13 protein-coding genes are annotated in these 19530 nt (G+C 61.6%); 2 read left to right on the forward strand and 11 right to left on the reverse strand.

Annotation, left to right across the window (positions count from 1 at the left end):
• The first annotated feature begins 546 nt into the window (after positions 1–546).
• Positions 547–2544: an RNA polymerase sigma factor RpoD gene (gene rpoD / locus AB3X89_RS35765; protein WP_368587436.1), complete on the forward strand. Its 1998-nt coding sequence runs from the start codon at positions 547–549 to the stop codon at positions 2542–2544.
• Between the two features lie 332 nt (positions 2545–2876).
• On the opposite strand, the gene AB3X89_RS35770 is transcribed toward rpoD, so the two are convergent.
• From AB3X89_RS35770 to AB3X89_RS35795, 6 genes are all read right to left on the reverse strand, one after another.
• Positions 2877–3980 (reverse strand): YjgN family protein, encoded by a 1104-nt coding sequence (locus tag AB3X89_RS35770; protein ID WP_368587437.1) that lies wholly within the window; start codon positions 3978–3980, stop codon positions 2877–2879.
• A gap of 624 nt (positions 3981–4604) precedes the next feature.
• Entirely contained in the window at positions 4605–5813 is a 1209-nt protein-coding gene (locus AB3X89_RS35775) for a PLP-dependent aminotransferase family protein (RefSeq protein WP_368587454.1), read from the reverse strand.
• Between the two features lie 155 nt (positions 5814–5968).
• A complete protein-coding gene (locus tag AB3X89_RS35780; protein ID WP_368587438.1) occupies positions 5969–7141 on the reverse strand; it encodes an NAD(P)/FAD-dependent oxidoreductase in 1173 nt (390 codons plus the stop codon).
• Between the two features lie 112 nt (positions 7142–7253).
• Positions 7254–8753: an aldehyde dehydrogenase family protein gene (locus tag AB3X89_RS35785; RefSeq protein WP_368587439.1), complete on the reverse strand. Its 1500-nt coding sequence runs from the start codon at positions 8751–8753 to the stop codon at positions 7254–7256.
• 180 nt (positions 8754–8933) lie between these two features.
• A complete protein-coding gene (locus AB3X89_RS35790; RefSeq protein ID WP_368587440.1) occupies positions 8934–9845 on the reverse strand; it encodes a LysR family transcriptional regulator in 912 nt (303 codons plus the stop codon).
• A gap of 114 nt (positions 9846–9959) precedes the next feature.
• Positions 9960–11342, reverse strand: coding sequence for an MFS transporter (locus AB3X89_RS35795; protein WP_368587441.1), 1383 nt, complete (start codon positions 11340–11342; stop codon positions 9960–9962).
• Positions 11343–11818: 476 nt separating this feature from the next.
• Between AB3X89_RS35795 and AB3X89_RS35800 the strand changes: the two genes are divergently transcribed.
• Complete coding sequence (locus tag AB3X89_RS35800; protein WP_368587442.1) at positions 11819–13105, forward strand: diguanylate cyclase; 1287 nt, start codon at positions 11819–11821, stop codon at positions 13103–13105.
• A 28-nt stretch (positions 13106–13133) separates the two neighbouring features.
• Here the strand turns inward: AB3X89_RS35800 and AB3X89_RS35805 are convergent, their stop codons facing one another.
• From AB3X89_RS35805 to AB3X89_RS35825, 5 genes are all read right to left on the reverse strand, one after another.
• Positions 13134–14048 (reverse strand): LysR family transcriptional regulator, encoded by a 915-nt coding sequence (locus AB3X89_RS35805; protein ID WP_368587443.1) that lies wholly within the window; start codon positions 14046–14048, stop codon positions 13134–13136.
• 64 nt (positions 14049–14112) lie between these two features.
• The gene (locus AB3X89_RS35810; RefSeq protein ID WP_368587444.1) at positions 14113–15411 is read right to left on the reverse strand and encodes an MFS transporter; all 1299 of its coding nucleotides are present in this window, start codon (positions 15409–15411) and stop codon (positions 14113–14115) included.
• Positions 15412–15459: 48 nt separating this feature from the next.
• Entirely contained in the window at positions 15460–17079 is a 1620-nt protein-coding gene (locus AB3X89_RS35815) for a glycoside hydrolase family 43 protein (RefSeq protein WP_368587445.1), read from the reverse strand.
• 223 nt (positions 17080–17302) lie between these two features.
• The gene (locus AB3X89_RS35820; RefSeq protein ID WP_368587446.1) at positions 17303–18121 is read right to left on the reverse strand and encodes a CoA ester lyase; all 819 of its coding nucleotides are present in this window, start codon (positions 18119–18121) and stop codon (positions 17303–17305) included.
• On the reverse strand, positions 18118–19506 hold the full coding sequence (locus tag AB3X89_RS35825; protein WP_368587447.1) for an MmgE/PrpD family protein: 1389 nt from the start codon (positions 19504–19506) through the stop codon (positions 18118–18120). The genes AB3X89_RS35820 and AB3X89_RS35825 overlap by 4 nt, the downstream gene beginning before the upstream one ends.
• Between the last annotated feature and the right edge of the window lie 24 nt (positions 19507–19530).

A 19530-nucleotide genomic window follows, 5' to 3' on the forward strand; every position in this document is an offset into this window, starting at 1 on the left:
GCCCACACTTATCGGCTGTTAGTTTTTAAAGATCGATCCGCCCAACCCGCCGCGCCTGAACCACCACTACCCGGCACCGCTTCGTTTGCGTCGCTGCGTCTGCAGCAGAGAAACGAGATTATGGAGAGCGGTCGACAACACGTCAAGCCCCTTCTGCGAATTTCTTTTGGGGACAGCACACGAGGATGCGGCCCCATAGATAAGAAAACGACAAGCCCCCTTGTGCAAGGATCAACGCGCCCCTATCTAGGTCGTGTCCCGCGCATGCACACGGACTCCGCACCCGCGCAGTCTCACGCATGCATGCGACAACAGCGACGATGATTTGATGTGCACCCATGAGCGCGAACTCCCAAGCTCGTATATAATGCGAGCCGCGCAAAATTTCGCATGTCCATCGGCCCGCTTCGAGCGGGCTCATCTTTTTTGCTCCCCAGAGCACAGCCCAACAACCGCGTTGAGTCACATCAGGTGATGCTGAGCCCTGCTCGAAACGCCTGACGGTAGCGTCTTGCGTCTCATAGCGAAGCCTCTAGAGGAAATTACGTGAACCCTTTTGATCGCGAAGATTCGCAACACGAAACCGCCGCCTTCACTGCCAAAGTTCCGTCCGGCCGTGCGGCCAAAGGCAAGGGCGCCAGCAAAGCGATCCCTGTGGCAGCCGAGCTGCCGCCGCAACAAGCCGAAGAACGCCAGCGCCTGATGCGCGCACTGATTCAGCTGGGTAAAGAGCAAGGCTATCTGACCCACGCGCAGATCAACGACCACCTGCCCGACAACTTCACCGCAACCGCCGCGATCGACAGCATTGTCAGCGCGTTCAGCGACATGGGCGTGCAAGTGTACGAGCAGGCGCCGGACGCAGAAACGCTGCTACTCAACTCGAACTCCCCCGCGGTGGTGTCGGACGACCAGGCGGACGAGGAAACCGAAGTCGCGCTGTCGACCGTCGACTCCGAATTCGGCCGCACCACGGACCCCGTGCGTATGTACATGCGCGAAATGGGCGCGACAGAGCTACTCACCCGCGCAGGCGAAATCGCGATCGCGAAGCGCATCGAAGACGGCCTGCACGAAATGGTCCAGGCGATCGCCGCATGCCCGCTCGCGATCTCCGCGATCCTCGCGAGCGCGCAGCAGGTTGCCGATGGCGAGCTGCGCATCGACGAACTCGTCGACGGTCTGAATGAAGAGACCGGCGCCGCGGAAGAAGTCGAGAGCGCCGATGCGGATGCCGACGAAGACAGCGTTGCCGACGAAGACAGCGACGACGAAGAAGAAGACGACGACGGCCCGGCCGATTCGTCGGCGGCGGACGAAGCTCGCCTGAAGCAGCTCACGAGCGACTGCCTCGAAATCTTCGCCCAGGTTGGCATACTGTTCGACCAGATGAACGCGTCGCACACGCGCGGCGACGTCACCTCGAAGGCCTATCTGCGCGCGCGCGAAGACATTCAGCAGCACCTCGCGAAGATCCGCTTCACCGCACGCACGATCGACCGTCTGTGCGGCGACGTGCAGCACCAGGTCGCGCAAGTGCGCGCGATCGAGCGCAACATTTTGCAGATCGTCGTCTCGAAGGCCGGCATGCCGCGCGAGAAGTTCATCGAGACGTTCGCGGGTAACGAGGCCGACCTCGGCTGGACCGAGCGTGCCGCGCGCACCGGCGCTTCGACGTACGGCGCGGCGCTCGAGCGTCATCTGCCGGCCATCCAGTCCGAACAGCAGAAGCTGATCGACATCGAAGCGACAGTGTCGCTGCCGCTCAAGCATCTGAAAGAGATCAACCGCAAGATGGTCGCGGCCGAATCGAAGATGCGCAAGGCAAAGAGCGAGATGATCGAGGCGAACCTGCGTCTCGTGATCTCGATCGCGAAGAAGTACGTGAACCGCGGCATGCTGTTCCTCGATCTGATCCAGGAAGGCAACATCGGTCTAATGAAGGCAGTGGACAAGTTCGAATACCGTCGTGGCTGGAAGTTTTCGACGTATGCGACGTGGTGGGTCCGTCAGGCCGTCACGCGTTCGCTCGCCGATCAGGCCCGCACGATCCGCGTGCCGGTGCACATGATCGAAACGATCAACAAGCTGAACCGCATTTCGCGCGAGATCCTGCAGCAGACCGGCCAGGAAGCGCATCCGGCGGTGCTCGCGGAACGCATGGAGTTGTCGGAAGAGAAGGTGCGCGGGATTCTGAAGATCGCGAAGCAACCGGTATCGCTCGAAACGCCGGTCGGCGACGACGGCGATGCGACGCTCGGCGACATGATCGAAGACGCGGCCGTGTCGTCGCCGGCGGATGCCGCGATGCAGGCCGACCTGCGTGCTGCAATCGACGACGCGCTCGACTCGCTGTCGCCGCGCGAAGCGAAGGTGCTGCGCATGCGCTACGGCATCAACACGAAGTCGGATCACACGCTCGAAGAAGTGGGCAAGCAGTTCGACGTGACGCGCGAGCGGATCCGTCAGATCGAGAGCAAGGCGATGCGCAAGCTCATGCATCCGAGCCGCGCGGACCGTCTGAAGTCGTTCCTCGACCGATAAGCGTTTGCCACGCTTGCCGTGCGCGCCGCACGGCAAGCCACGCACATCGTCACACACAAGCAGCGGGATGAACCGGTTGACGGTGAGTCCCGCTGTTTGTTTTTGTGCTGTACCTTCCCGGTAGCCTTACGCGTGCGAGTTCTCCGCTTCGCGTCTCCCCTGTTGTCCACAGATTTTGGGAACAAGCTTGTGGACAAGCTGAGCATGACTGCGCTAAGTCATTGAGCGTACTGCGTTTCGCTCTCACGCCTTCGATGAGTCGCGTGTCCTATCGGTGACCGCACACCGTGCGAACCGCCGTCCAGGTTCGCGCACTCAACGCGAATCCGAACTCAAAAGGCGCCACCATGATCCAGCAGGTTCAGCATGCCCTCGCCGTTCAGCGGCGCAGCCACGGTGCTTTGCCCCAGCATGTGCGGATCGAGATAGCCGGAAACCTGTAGCGTGTCGGCGGCAAAGCGCATCAGCCGATGCAGTACGATCGGCGCACCGCAGCCCAGCGTGAACACGATGATCGCGAGGTTGCCGCACTGCAAGCCGAGCAGACGCGCGACGCTGACGTTGCTGCCGAAATGCAATTGCGAGCCGAGCGACGTATTGCCCATCACATGACGCGTCAGCGCGGCGACATAGAAGCCGCGGATCAGCATCGTGCCGATCGAGAACAGTGCATAAAACAAAAACAGCGATCCGAGCGCGGCCCGCCAGGGCGCCACACCCGCCCCCGACACGTGGCCGACATGCATCGATGCGAGCGCGCCCTTCAGAAACACCATGAACAGCACCGCAAAAAGAACGACCACGCCGACGAACGTAACGAGGAACAGACCGTAGACGACCCCCGCGCGCCCCTTGAAGCGAAACGCCAGGCTACCGAAGCTGCTCGCGTTGATGCGGCGCTCCGTCAGACGCATCGACGTCCACGGCATCATCTGGCCAAGCGTGACAACGCACAACAGCGCATACAGCAGCGCGTGCACTCCGTAGCCAAGCGCCGAGCCGGTCATGCCGCCGCGAACACCGCACCACTGCGTGCGGCTCAGCCGGTAGCGCTGCGCGCTGAAAAACGCGGCCGCCGCGAACACGACGATCAGCAGATAAAACGCGATGACAGGCAGCGAACCGAGCGCCCCGCTTTTCGTCAGCATGCGCAAGACCACACTCAGCGCCCCAGCCGCGAACGTCGCGCCCAACACGACCACGATCGCGACCAGAAAGCCCTTGAATAGCTCGCCCGCGGTGCCGGTGTACTCGAAGCGCTCGTCCTGAAACCGCATGTGCGACCAGACATAGCGGCGGTTGTTCGTGGTCGCCCAGAAGCGGTAAATGCCGAGCGTCACGATTTGCAGCAAAAGGCTTCTGAAAAAGATGCCGTAGAGGTCGCCGAGCGTGCCGTCGTAGATCAACAGCGGCCGCTTCTCGTCGAGTGAATTCATTGCGTTGCCCTCTTTTCTTCTTCATTTAACGTTTTTGTGGCCCGCTCACGCATGCTCGTGCGGCACTCATATGCGGCATGCGTGGGCGAACGCGACGGGCGACGGTGCTTTCCCGTGCGAAGGTCGGCTCGCGTGGCGCGAGCCCATGCAAAACCTGTCTCTCAGACACGCAGGGAATCACGCAAAACGGAAACCGACCGGCAAACACATAATTACACGGTTTCTTATCTTTATAAATGGCATTTCGCATATAAATCGGCCATTTTCATTACGAAATTTGGCAACGCGCGAATATATTCAATTCGCATAATTTCGAATTACCGCACGCAATAAAGATTTCATTGCGGCGATCATTTGACGGTCCGCTCGCGAGTGCGCACCGCCCGCCGTGGTAATCCTCCGGACGTGGCCGAAGCTTGCCACGGCCGACCTGAGGAAGCGGCTTACGCGGACGAAAACGATTGCGTATTCGCACTCAACGCAATTTCACAATTAATAAGGAATGCGGTGAATTCTGCTAAATCGCCACAATTTTTGGCATTGGAATAAAAAAACCCGGCTGCACATTAGATGCTAGCCGGGTAATTTCCGCATTGCGCGGATTGTATTGATGCATTGCGGGTTTTATTGCCCCTCGAAGTACAGCTCGAGCGCGCGCTTCATTCGATGCACGCCGGTTTCAATCTCATCCACACCCGGCGCGGCAAACGACAGACGCAGCGCCGCCCTATCGACCGAGTCCTTGTAGAACGCGACGCCCGGCACGAACATCACGTTCTGTTCAATGCACATGCGCAGATAGTCGGCTGCATCGCGCGCCGCGTTAAGACGCGCCCACACAAACATGCCGCCGGCCGGACGATGAAACGCGATGTGCTGTGCGAGATGAGTATCGAGCGCATCGCATAGCGCGCGGCATTTCACCGCATACGCATCGATGATGCGCGGCAGATGACGCTCCAACGCGCCGCTCGCGAGGTACTCGGCCGCAATCACGTGGGTCCACGGCGCGCTGCACAGATCGACCGTCTGCTTGGCGACCACGCAGCGCCGCACGATCTCCCCGTGCGCGACCATCCAGCCGACCCGCAAACCCGGCGCGACGATTTTCGACAGACTCGAAAAATGCACGACCCAGTCGCGCGAACCGGGCACCTGCTCGCTCAACGCGAAAAGCGAAGGCACGGCCGTGCCGCCAAAACGCAGATCACCGTACGGATCGTCTTCGACTATCACGAACCGATGACGCACCGCCAGTTTCAACAATGCGATTCGACGTTCGAGCGACAACGTCGCGCCAGTCGGATTCGCGAAGGTCGGCACCGTGTACAGCAGCTTGGGAGCGCGACGCAGCGTGCCCGATTCGAGCACTGCGGCGAGCTTCGCGACGTCGAGTCCGTGCTGATCCACGGGTACCGTGGCGACGTCAGCCTGTTGCAGCTTCAGCGCCTGCAACGTGGCCGGATATGCGGGCTGCTCGACGAGCACGACGTCGCCGGGCGCCACCATCACCCGCAGCAGCAGATCGAAGCCTTGTTGCGAACCGGTCGTCACCAGCAGCTCTGTTGGCGTGCAGGGCGCGCCGCGCCGTGCCATCAGTTGCGCGAGCTGTTCCTTGAGGATAGCGATGCCATCGGTCGGGCCGTATTGCAGACACAGCGTCGGCTGATGCGAGGCGCACGCGGCCGCGGCATCGAGTCCTTCATGGTCGAACAGATCGCTCGCCGGATAGCCGCCGGCAAACGAGATCATGCCGGGCTGCGCGAGGTATTTGAACAGCTCGCGGATCGGCGAGCCGCTCGGTGCTTCGAATGCGGGATTGAACGAGAACATCATGACGGCCGCCTGCCTTTCGTGTGGTATCGATTCGGATGTCGAAGACGATCGGCGTCGATTGTGGCCATCGGCGGGATCTGCGGCAAACGATATCTATGCACTAGTTATTGCGTTTTCCGCATGACCCCCCATCGGGCCATACAAGGCGCTGGCTACACCACGTTCTTCTCGATGATCGGCCGGTTTTCAAGCACGCGCGCGAAGCTCAGTGAACCGAGGTCGAGCGTCGTATAGCGGCCATGCAGAATCAATTCGCTGATGCCGCGTCCGGTTGCCGGGCCTTGCTGCAAACCGTGGCCGCTGAAGCCGTTCGCGAAGATGCAGTTATCGACATCCGGATGATGGCCAATGATCGCGTTCTGATCGAGCACGTTGTATTCGTAATAGCCGGACCAGCAGTTCTGCACGCGCAGCGCCTCGAATTGCGGCACGCGATTCGCGAGCGTCGGCCAGATCACGTCGTCGAATAGCGCGTGATCGACTTCGTCGAGCGGTAGATCGTCCGGGTCGTTATCGGCCGATGGCGACGTGCCGCAGATATACGAATTGCCTTCCGGCCGGAAGTACACGCCGCTCGGATCGATCAGCAGCGGACAGCGTTCGAGCCTCGCCGGCGACGTGACATTGAAGATACTGCGCCGCCGCGCAAAGACGGGCAGGTCGATGCCGATCATTTGCGCGACTTTGCGCGACCACGCGCCGGCCGCGTTGACGACGACGTCGCAAGCATAGGTCTCGCCGTCCGCGGTTCGTACCTGCGTGACGCGGCTGCCGTCGCGATGCAGCGCGGTGACGTCGGCCGCAACATACCGCGCGCCGAGCGCCTGCGCTTTCTTGCGCAGCGCCTGTACGAGACCGTAGCCGTCGAACCAGCCCTCGCCGCTTTCGCCAAAAGCGCCGGCAACGAGATCGTCGGTATTGAGCCACGGGAAGCGCGTTTGCAAGCCGTGCGTGTCGAGCAGGCTGATGTCCGCGCCGAGGCTTTTTTGCAGCGCGTGATTCTCGCGCAGTGTCGCTTCACCGGCCGATGTCGCGAGAAACAGGTAGCCGCCTTCGTGCAGATCGATCGACGGCCGCGTACCGTCGACTTCGAGCCGCTCGCCGATCGAACGCAGAAACTCGATGCCGAACAGCGACATCTGAATGGAAAGCGGCGTAGAAAATTGCTGCCGGATCGACGCCGCCGACAAGGCCGACGACGAACGCGCATAGCTCGGATCGCGTTCGATCACTGTGACGCCGACCGTCGGATCGGACAGCCGCAAGAAATACGCAATCGAACTGCCGATTACCCCACCGCCGACGATCACGACTTTCGAACTCACGTCTTACCCCACGAGTAACGTGGCCGCTCCGGAACGCCGGGCGGCGCAAACGGATTGCTATCTGCAACGCGCGGCTGTGGCGCGCCTGACGGCGACGTCACGCATGCGCGCGTCAGTCGAGATTGAAGTCGATACCCTGCGCCAGCGGCAGCGCCGACGAGTAGTTCACGGTATTGGTCGCGCGACGCATATACGCCTTCCACGCATCCGAACCGGACTCGCGCCCGCCGCCCGTTTCCTTCTCGCCGCCAAACGCGCCGCCGATCTCCGCGCCGCTCGGTCCGATGTTGACGTTGGCGATGCCGCAGTCGCTGCCCGACGCGGACAGGAAGCGCTCCGCTTCGCGCAGGTCGCTCGTGAACACGCACGACGACAGACCATGATGCGCGGCATTGTTCGCCTCGACCGCATCGGCGAAATCGGCATAGCGAAGCACGTACAGAATCGGCGCGAAGGTTTCCTTCAGCACGACCGGCGTCTGCGACGGCATCTCGACGATGGCCGGACGCACGTAGTAGCCGCCCTCATAACCCTTCACTTCGACGCGCTCGCCGCCGAACACCTTGCCGCCCTCGGCCTTCGCCTGCTGCAGCGCTTCCTGCATGCGATCGAACGATTGACGGTCGATCAGCGGCCCCATCAGCGTGCCCTTTTCGAGCGGATTGCCGATCGGCACGCGGCTATACAACTGCTTCAGACGCTCGATGGTCTTTTCGTACACGCTGTCGTGCACGAACAGACGCCGCAGCGTCGTGCAGCGCTGACCGGCCGTGCCGACCGCCGAGAACAGGATGCCGCGCATCGCGAGTTCATGGTCCGCCGTCTGCGCGACGATGCCCGCATTGTTGCCGCCGAGTTCGAGCAGCGAGCGGCCGAAGCGCTTCGCCACCTCGACGCCGACCTTGCGCCCCATTTCCGTGCTGCCCGTCGCGCTGACGATCGACGCGCGCGGATCGGCCACGAGCTTTTCGCCGACGTCGCGGCCGCCGATGATCAGCGCCGCGAGGCCAGCCGGCGCATCGCCGAATTCCTTCAGCGCGTCTTCGAGAATCTTGTTCACCGCGAGCGCCGACAGCGGCGTCTTTTCCGACGGCTTCCAGATCACCGCGTTGCCGCACACCAGCGCGAGCGCCGCATTCCACGACCACACCGCCACCGGGAAGTTGAACGCGGAGATCACGACGCAGGTGCCGAGCGGATGCCACGACTCCGCCATCCGGTGACCCGGGCGCTCGGACGCGATCGTCAAGCCGTACAACTGGCGCGACAGACCGACCGCGAAATCGCAGATGTCAATCATTTCCTGCACTTCGCCCATGCCTTCCTGCAGGATCTTGCCGGTCTCCAGCGAAACGAGACTGCCGAGCGCGTGCTTCTGTTCGCGTAGCCGATTGCCGAGCAGCCGCACCAGCTCGCCGCGGCGCGGGGCCGGCACGTTGCGCCATACGGCGAACGCGTCTTTGGCCCGGGCAAGCGCCGCGTCGACCTCAGCCGCCGTCTGGCTGGCCACACGGCCGATGAGCTCGCCGGTGATTGGCGAATGAACCGCGATATCGCCGGCTTGCGCGGCGTGGGCAATGCCGAGATCGGCGAGGATGGTGGACGCGTCCATGTGAACCCCTTTAATTTCCGATGCGAAACAAGAGTAAGTTCGGAAACTATACACGCGGCTTTGTGTGGCGGCAAGGAGATGCCCGGAGAGTGAAACACCGGTTGACAAAAGGCGGCATTGTTTCCGGAAGGAAACTTCAGTCGGGACTCAGGCGGATGTGCCAAGCCCGCGCGTCGAGCGTCAAGGATCGGTCGCGCCGTCCCCTTCCGCCGCCGCCATCAACCGATCGACCAGCACACGCGCGAACGGCGGCAAGTCCTGCAGACTGCGCACGCAGATCTTCAGCTTACGCTCGGCCCACGGATCGTTCAGGCCGACGATCGCGATCTGCATCGTCTTCCTGTGCCGCAGCGCGACCGATTCCGGCACGATGCCGATTCCGACGCCCGCCTCGATCATCCGGCACGCGGCCTCGAAGTTGCCGACCTGGATGCGAAGCTTGAGACGCGCGCCGAGCGCATCGGCGGCGCTCGTGATGAACGCGTGGATTGCGCTCGACGTCGGCAGGCTGACGAAGTTCGCGTTCAGCACCTGCGAGAAATCGACCGACGCCTGCCTCGCGAACGGATGCTCGCACGACGTCACGAGCACGAGCCGATCGTCGCGATACGGCAGCATCTGCAGATGCTCGGCATGCACATTGCCCGCGACGATGCCGATATCGGTCGCACTGTCGGCGACGCCCTTGACAATCTCGCCGCTCAGCACCTCGCGCAGATCGATGTTCACGTCCGGGTGATCGCGCAGAAAACGGCTCAGCACGGCCGGCAGGAACTCGCTGATCGCGGTCGTGTTGGCCCAGATGCGCACGTGGCCCTTGATGCCATCGCCGTACTCCTGCATATCGCCGGCCAGATGCTCGACGCGTTCGAGCACGAGCCGCGCGTGATGCACGAAGGACTCGCCCGCGGGTGTCGGCGTCACGCCTTGGCTGGTTCGATAGAGCAGCTTGATGCCGAGCTGCTCCTCGAGATTCTTGACCCGGTTGCTGGCGGCCGGCGCCGACAGGTGCGAACGCTCCGCCGCACGCGCGAGGTTGCGCGTGTCGGCGATGTGCATGAGCAGGCGTAAATCGACGAAATCGAAGTGCATGATGAAAGCTGCTAGCGAAGCATGAGCAGGACAGACTTTCATCTTAACCAGGTGTGGTGAAAATTTAGCCGAGGAAAGATCCGAATCGACGGCCCCCCTTCATGCGCGTACGGCCTAAGCCGACTCTTGCATCATCTCCGCTTGCGGTATCAGCTCGGCATCGGGCGAGATCTCTTCGAGCGTCTGCTGGCTCGTTTCGATGCGCAGCGCGAGAATCGCGATGCTCAGCAGCAACAGCACGCCACCGACCATCGTCAGCACACCCGTCACGCCGAACTGCGTGTAGAGCAGCAGTGCGACATACGGTGTCGACATCGACGCCGCGCGGCCGCACGTGCCGGCCACGCCGGTGCCGCGCAAGCGATGCGCGGTCGGAAACAGCTCGGGGATATAGCCGAACAGGCCGAGCGTGCAGACCGTGTAGATCGTCGTGACAAGCGCAAAGCCGACGACCGCGATCGGCACCGGCGCACGCATTTGCACGTAGACGAAGCCGAGCACGATCGTTGCCAGCGAGAACAGCACGATGCCGTTGCGCCGCCCGAGGCGGTCCGTCACGAGATAACCGACCACCGCGCCGGCCGGCGCGCCGAACGACATCAGCAGCACGAAGCCGAGCGACTGCACGATGGTCAGGCCTTCCTTGACGAAGAACGTCGGCAGCCACGCGACGAAACCGTACAGCGACATGTTGATCGCCATGCAGGTCAGCGCGGCGACCAGCGTGCGGCCGATCATGCCGCGCGCGAACAGCGCCGAGAACGGCGCGGCCGGCACCTCGTGACTGACCACGCGCGCGACCGGCGGCAGCTTGCCGACGCGCGCCTCGACCTGGCGCTCGATCGCCGCGACGGTGGCCTCCGCCTCTTCGAGCCGGCCAACAGTTTCGAGCCAGCGCGGCGACTCCGGCATCCGATGCCGCAGAAACCACACGATCATCGCGCCGACACCCGCGATCGCGAACATGTAGCGCCAGCCGAGATGCGGAATCACCCAATAGCCGACCGCGGTCGCGCCGAGCAGACCGGAGTTGATGATCAGCGCGAGCAACGCGGTCCAGCGGCCGCGCGTGGCGGGTGGCACGAATTCGCACAGCGTGCCGGCGGCGACCACGAGTTCGGCGCCTAGGCCGATGCCCATAATGAAGCGCAGCAGGATCAGCCAGTAGATGTCCGGCGCGAAGCAGGCGGCGAGCGATGCGAGGCCGAAGATCGCGAGATTGGCCTGATACGAATAGCGTCGGCCGAAGCGGTCGCCGAGATAGCCCGACAGGCCCGCGCCGATCATCATGCCCATGAAGGTCGCGGAGATGAAGAAGGAGCCGAGGCGCAGATCGGTGAAGCCGGTTTTGACCATCGCCGCGAGCGCGCCGTTGGCGAGATAGATGTCGAAGGCGTCGAGGAAAGCGCCTGCGCCGATCAGGCCGAGGATGTTCCAGTGAAAGCGGCTGATCGGCAGGCGGTCGAGGCGTGCGCCGGAGTTGATGGGGGCTGGCAAATTGTGTCTCCTGTCTTTTTAGGCGGTGCACGGGCGAGAGGCTCGCGTGCGCGGAGCAGTTCTGCGAGGCTGCCTTCGTTGGATGCGGCGGCTCGGCGCAGAGCGCTGAACGGCCGTAGTTGGATCGCGCGGGCCGTTGGCTTCAAGAGTGCGACAGGCGACGTGGAGTGGGAATTGGGTTTTTTGGAGGTGAGTGTTCCGGTTTGATTAAGGGATGAAGAAGAAGCGATTTGCATACCTGAAAGGCTTCAGTGCATCAGAGTCTGGTACTTCATTTCCAGGAATAAATTCTTCCCAAAAATCGGACTACGGCCTACTCTGTCGGTGTACTGCCCCCGGATGTTGGCCGGCCGCACCCATTTGCAAAGCGGCTCGATATCGAGCTTCGGAGCCCGTCGCACCGAATGATTTGCATGTAGACGTGCATGCGGTTCAGGAGAATATGCGGGGCATTCAGGTAAATTCTCGGAGGCAGAATGGTTGATGACTGGTCCTGCACGATGCGGACGATCGTCGACGAAATCGCCGCAAGCGTCGCGATCATCGGACGCGATGAGAGGGGGCAGCTGTTTGTTTCCGCCTGCAACGACCAATTCATGCAAATGACGGGCGGCAAGCGCAACAGCATCAAATCGTTCCCCGCGTCATTCGACACGCTGATTCCCAATTACGCACGAACCGAATTCCGTCAGAAGCTCAGCGAATGCTTTGAATCCGGCGTCGCCCGCGAACTCGAGCAGGCTTATGACCTGAGAGACGGAACCCACTGGTGGCGCCTGTCGTTGAAACCGCTGCGGCACAACAGAGGCGCGAACTCGGTGATCGAAATCATGGTGACGGGTCTCGAGATCACCGCAAAGATGGAGTTGACGCACGAGCTCGAAGTCAGCACGTCGCGTTTCCGCTCGGTGGTGGATGCCGCCTATGACGCGATCATTACGATCGACCAGCAGCACTGCATCACTCTGTTCAATCGCGCTGCGGAAAACCTTTTCGGCTATTCGGCCGACGAGATGGTGGGGCACCCCATCACGGAACTGCTGCCCGAGCGCTATCGCGCCAATCACTCCCAGTACGTCCATCAGTTCGCCCGCTCGCCGGTGCGCTCGCGGCAAATGGACGAGCGCAATCGCGTCTATGGCCTGCATCGAGACGGCTCGCTGCTGCCCGTCGAAATCGCGATTTCGAAGATCAACGTGGGCGGCCTGATCGAATTCACCGCCGTGATTCGCGACATCGCCGATCGTGTTCAATTGATGGACCTGCTGCAGAAGCAGGCCGTGACCGACGAGCTGACCGGCCTGCCCAACCGCAGGGAATTCGCGGACACGGTCGAGAACCTGCTGGGGTCGGACAGCAAGCTTTCGATCTTTCTCCTCGATATCGATTACTTCAAGAAGATCAACGACAGTTACGGACACGACATTGGCGACGAAGTGCTGCGCGTGATGGCCAAGGTCGTCATGAACGCCGATTGGCGCATCGGCGTGTTTGCCCGCTGGGGCGGCGAGGAGTTCGTCGCCGCGCTGCCGGGCCTCGATATCGAACAGGCGACGGGCGTGGCAGAAGACTTGCGCCAGACGATCGAGCAGCAGAACTTCGAGCATCCGTGGCGGCTCGGCAAGCCGATTCCATTTACGGTCAGCATCGGCGTGACCGAGCGCCTGCCTGGTGAGGATGACGTCGGCGCCATCGTCAAGCGCGCGGACCTGGCGCTGTATCGCGCCAAGGACAGAGGGAGGAACCGCGTAGAGGTCGGTTAACGCAGGCCGTTTGAGTAGCGGCCGCTCGCTAGTGAGCGTTTGCCAATTCGACGACGAAGTCCAGAAAAGCACGCGTCTTCGCCGGAATGTGATGGCGTGACGGGTAGCAGGCGTACAGGGGATAGCGCTCGTCAGGCCAATCGGGAAAGAGATTGATCAGCCGACCTTCGGCAATCAGTTGCTCGGCACCGAAAAGAAGCATCTGCGCAATACCGGAGCCAGCAAGGCACGCATTCAGTAGCGCGCCAGGATCGTTCACCGTCAATCGCCCGCGCGGTGCAATTACAGTGTGCTTGCGTTTGCGATGGAATTCCCAGGGGAACGGCTTGCCCGTCTCCGGATTACGAAATTCCAGGCATCGGTGACCTGGGCCTTCGAGATCTTCCGGCTTTGCCGGACGCCCACGTCGCGCGATGTACGACGGAGCGGCGACCGTGACCACGGCCGTCTCGAGCAGCTTGCGTGCGACGAGGGAAGATGTCCTCGGCTCACCGAACCGCAACGCGAGATCAAAGCCCTCGAGAACCAGATCGCCGAGATGGTCGCGCGCGATGAACTCGATTTCGAGCTCAGGATGCGCGTCCATGAACTGGTCGAGGCGTTGCCCGAGTATCGCCCGGTAACACACCGGATCGAGGTTGACCCGCAACTTTCCTCGCACCGCCGATGCTCCGCCAGCCGCGGCCACGGCGGCTTCTTCCAGCCCTGCGAGGTGCGGCATGACCTGCTCGTAAAAGCGGCGGCCCTCGTCCGTCAGGGATACGGAACGCGTGGTCCGGTTGAAGAGCCGGATCTTCAATCTCTTTTCCAGCCTTGCAATCGCCCGGCTCACACCGGGCGGCGACATTCCAATCACTTCCGACGCAGCGGCGAACGTACCGGCGTCCACTACCGCCGCAAATACGCTAATGCCGCTCGAAAAATTTTCGATCCTCGATTTCATGGTCGCGCGAATCAAAACAGGCGATGAGCCGGCATTATCGCCGGCCCAAGCCCCGTCGCGCCATTTAGCCGGCTGTCTGGTTCTGCGCCGCCACTTTTCTACCGTCGGCCCGAATGACGGTGTCGCTGCGATCCGTCCTCGTATTGATGAACCATGCGGAGACCGAAGCCACCAAGAAGCAGCCGACGAAAAGATGGAACACGACATTAAAGTCGTTCTTCGTCGTGGTCAGGATGTAACCGACGACCAGCGGGGAAAGAAATCCTGCCAACTGACCCGCTGCATTGACAAAGCCGATTGCCGATCCGACGACCTTGTTCGGTAGCGCGACGTTCGGGATCGTGTACAACGAACAGCCGGCCATGGTCGAGAAGAAATAGCCGATCGTCTGATAGAACACCGCGGTTTCAGCGGTCTCCGCATGGGCAGTCAGATAGGCAAAGATGGCGGCCACGACGCAGCCGAGGACGACAAGCAGTTCGCGACGATTGCGGAAGAACTTGTCGGAGAGAAAGCCCGTGATGCAATAGGCAATCGTACCGACCAGAAATGGCACCGACGCCATGATGCCCATTTTGGCCGTCGAAAGGCCGCGCGCTTTCAGCAGATACGTCGGGAACCAGCTCATGATGCCCCACGAGGCGATGCTGAATACGAACAAGGTGACAAAGCAGCACCAGACCAGCGGCGTTTTCACCAGTCCAGCGAAATCCGCTTTGCCGGCGGAGCCAGACTGAGCCTTTTCGCTGGTGCCGATTTCCTCTAATTCGATATTCGAAACGTGCTTGCTATCCTTCGGGCTGTTTCTGATATAGAGCCAGCCGAATATCGCCATCGCGATACCGGGGATGAACAGACTCGTGAAAATCGCGCGCCATCCCCATGCGGCCATCACGGCCGCCACGAACAGCGGAGCCAGAGCGGGTCCCAGCGCATTCGTGGTCATCATCAGCCCGGTCGCCCTGCCCAATTCGCGCTTCGGGAACCATGCCGACAGTGCCTTGAACGCCGCCGGAGGAAACAGCGCCTCGCCGACGCCGAATGCGACCCGCACCACCAGCATCAATCCGAGCGAATTGCACAGTCCGGTAAGCGCGGTGAAAATCGTCCACCACGTGATGCCGATCGTGGTCATCAACCGCGGGCCGAATCTGTCTGCAAGCAGGCCGGCCGGAATCTGACATAGCGCGTAGCTGAAGAAGAACGCACTCAGGATTCCTCCCATTTCCATCGCCGACAGATGAAACTCGGACGCAATAAATGGAATAGCTGCTGCCATGATCATTCTGTCCATGTAACAGAGCAGATAGATCGCGAACAGAATCAGCAGCACGAGATAGCGATGTCTCCAACGAAAGCGCATGAGGTCTTCCTTATTATTAAGCGACAGCGGTGAAACGAAATCCGGGCTCTAGCCGGTCAGTTGGCGATATGAGAACGACCTGAAGTCAGCAGGTTCGCGAAAGCCCAGCATGTCGTTGGCGGTGATACCTGCGAAAGCCCCCGTGAAGCCGATTGGGGTGGCATATTCATCGCTGAGTTTCGTGAAATCCTTTTCCAGTGCGAGGTCCTTCCAGTCACCGTGTGCGACGCGATAAAAGAAGCGCAGTTTCGCATCCACGACGCGAATCCGCAGATCGATCCCGGTGGACTCGGGCAGCGTCGCCAGTCGATTGCTATAGGCGAAGCTGCCGGCATCCATTTCCATGTACGACAGGATTTTCGTGCCGTCGTCGTCGCGCGTGACGAACAGGTAGTAGAAGGTGTTCTCGTCGTAACGCGCCATGAGCCCAGCCATGTGCAGATATGACTTCGGCGAAAATTCCAGCGCCGTTTCGACTTCGAACTGCCAGTCACGGATGCGACAGGCCAGCATGCTTTGATGGAATCGCGAAGTCGGTGACTCTTGCCCCCTGATTCGCAGATAGCCCGGACGATCGTGAAGATTGCACCAGTCGTCACTGATGGGAATGCGCAGACTCTGCAATTCCAGCGGCAGAGCGGCGCATTGTCCGAAATCGATCGCCCAACTGCTGTCGAGCCTTTGCTCGATCTCCGAGTCGATCGCAAAAGATTCGGCGGGGACCACTCCGCCAGTGGCGAGGCAGGGCCAGCCGTCACGCCATTCGATCGGGGCGATGCAGGTCTCACGTCCTAGCGGCGAGCGCTTCGTTTGCGCATCGATTGGTCTCGATCCGAGGTACGTCATGTACCACTGGCCGTTCGGACCCTCGACCAGATTGCCGTGGCCGGTCCGCTGGATCCGTCCGTTCGCGTCGCGCGACGTGAGCATGGGCGTGTCAGGATGAAGCTCGTATGGACCGAAGATATCGCGGGACCTGGATACGCACGTTGCGTGCGTATAGCCTGTGCCGCCCTCCGCCGTGATCAGGTAGTACCAGTCCCCCTTCTTCAGCAAATGAGGGGCCTCGTATATCTGACATTTCATGAAGTAATCGGTCTTCAGGTTGGCGCCTTTATAGATGACGCGCTCTTCACCGATCAGCTTTTCCTCCTGCACCGAGTATTCCCGCAGAACGATTCCGACGAAAAGATCTTCGTGGATTCCTCTGAAGTCGCGCCGGATATAAGCGAGCCACTTTTTGCCGGATTCGTCGTGGAACAGGGATGGATCGTATCCACCGGACACGAGATGCACGGGCTCCGACCAGGGTCCAGTAATGTCGGGGGCGGTCACGACGTAGTTGTGCATGTCGCGCAGCGGGGAGATCTTCTGCTCGCCTTTCCATGCCTTGGTGTCGGTATAGACGAGCCAATAGAGACCGTCGTGATAGGACAGGGCTGGCGCCCATATGCCTCCGGACGGCTGCTCTCCGATCAGGTTCAATTGCGATAACCTGTCCAGAGGCGTGGCCTTGAGTTCCCAGTTGACGAAGTCTTTCGATTCGTAAATGAGAACGCCCGGATACCATTCAAACGTTGAAACCGCGATATACCACGCATCCTTGCCACGGCATACGCAAGGGTCCGGGTTGAAGCCGCGCAGAACTGGATTTTGAATAGTACTCATCGGGAGGGTATGTTTCTGACGTGCTGAAAGGAATAGATCTTTTTGCTTTTTCGGCGAGCGTTGTTACCGCTAACAATTCAATCTAGCATGTGACCTGCTAACTATTCAAGTGTGGTGATGGGAGGGTATTCCCTTGGGTGAGTTCCTTACTGGTACGTCGTCCGAATGACCGGCAGGCAATGTATAGGAATCCTGCTATGAAGGCACGACGAAAGCCGCATTGTCAGAATCTTTCGGAGTGGCCCAAAACTCTCCGCGCCCGCAGGATCACCGGCATGTCGACCATCCTTCCATCCACGGCAACCGCTCCGCCATGGCTGGCCTCGACAGCCGCAAGCACGCGTCGCGCCCACTCCACCTCGGCGTCACTCCATGCATATGCGCGGTGCACCGCCTCGATCTGCTTCGGATGAATGCAAAGCTTGCCGCCGAAACCAAACCGCCGCCCGCGCCGTGCATCGGCTTGCACCGCATCAGCATCGGTAATGGCCGTCGATACGCCATCCACCGGTGCACCGATGCCGGCCAGCCTCGACGCAAGCACGATCTGCGAGCGAAACAGATGCAACTCCTCGCCATCCCCATCGATGCCGAGATCGACCTGAAAATCCAGCGTCCCGAACACGATACGCGGCACGCGCGGCGTGCCACATAGCTCCGCAAGATTCGCGAACCCGCGCGCAGTCTCGACAATCGGCAGTACGCTCAACGCCGGATGCGCGTTCGCCAGCACCGCGCAGATCTGTTCGCGCGTCTCAGCCTTCGGCAGCACAATTCCGGCGACACCGCTCTGACCAACGAGCGTCGCAACGTCATCTGGAAACCAGGGCGTATCCGAGCCATTGATACGCACCCACACGGCCCCCGATGCGTTAGCCGATACCGCGGCCACCACCGCCGCACGCGCCGGCACTTTCTGATCCGGCTGCACCGCGTCTTCCAGATCGAGAATCACCGCATCCGCGCCGGCCGCATAGGCCTTGTGAAACCGCTCAGGCCGATTCCCAGGCACGAAAAGATATGACCGGGGCAGCGCGCTCATGCCGCCACCATCGTGCGCGGGGCTGAATCGAATACCGGGCCCATCTGCGCCACTTCGGCAACACGCCACGCGCGGCGAAGCAGTTGCGCCGCCTCCTCGTCACTAGCCGCACCCGAGAATGCCGCCAACCGATGCAGCTTCGTCGCAATCTCCTCGCGCGACAACGTGTTCCCTGGATCGCCCTTCGGCTCATCGACACGCCCGTCGAAAACACGGCCGTCGGCAGTGGTCACCGTGACCTTGCCTATCCAGCGCGCGGGATAGGCGGCGTCGACTTCAGCGTCGAGCGTCATCGTGACCTTGTCGCGAAACGCAACGATCTCGCTCGCGTCGAAATCCTGCTCGAATTCGGTCACGCCCGCATAGCCGTGATGCGCGACGAGTCCGAGCACCGTACCCATGTTGAACTTCGCCTGATGCACGGTACGCGGCGCGATCACGGGACCGAGCACATCGATCGCGCCTTGATGCACGTGCGCGACGACCGTCGCGATGTCGCGCGGCGCGAGACGATGCGCCCGCACCACGGCGAGCAGCGCATCGGCGGCCGGATGCGTATGGCGGCACGCCGCGTGATATTTGAACGACGTCTCCGCGGTCGCCCAGCGGCTGCCGAGCCGATCGACGAGCCGAGTCGGATCGGCATCGCTCGACATGCCCGCGGCCATGCCTTGCGCGCCTTCGAGGATATGCGTCGCTCCTTTGAAGCCGTCGGCGGCGAGTTGCGCGGCCATCAGGCCGTTCGCGGCAGCCATCGCGGTATGCAGTTGTTTCGAGTCGGCGGCGTCGCGCAGAAATTCCCACAAGCCGCTCGCCTGTGTGCCTGCCGAGCCGAACGCATCGAGCATCTGCGATGGCGACAAACCGAGCAAACGTCCTGCAGTTGCGGCCGCCGCGACCGTGCCGACCGTGCCCGTGGTGTGAAACACCTTGTAGTGCGAGCGCCCGAGAAATTCGCCGATGCGAATACCAATCTCGTATCCCGCCACGGCCGCCGCGATGAAGTCGCGCCCCGGCGCTCGCCTTGCCTGTGCCAACGCGAGCGCAACCGGAAACACCACGGTCGCGGGATGAAACACCGAGCCATTGTGCACGTCGTCCTGTTCGGCGAAATGCGATGCGGCGCCGTTGATCATCGCGGCGAAATACGGCGTGGTGCGGCCGCGATCGATCAGCACCTCGCAGCGGCCCTCGTTAGTCGCACCAGCTGCCGCGCGCGCAAACCGAGCGATCGTCTCCACCGGGCGAGCGCCTTTGCCGGCCAGCGCCGAGCCGAGCCAATCGACGTACAGGTTGACGGTCCGCTCGACGACCTCATGCGGGATGCTGTCGAAGTCGAGTTGCGCGGCGAAAGTGGCGAGCGTGAGACTGGGATGGTCGGTCATGAGTGTCGTGCGCCGTGTGATGCC

Origin of the sequence: Paraburkholderia sp. BR14320 (assembly GCF_040948665.1) — a bacterium.
GTDB classification, from domain to species: Bacteria; Pseudomonadota; Gammaproteobacteria; order Burkholderiales; family Burkholderiaceae; genus Paraburkholderia; species Paraburkholderia youngii.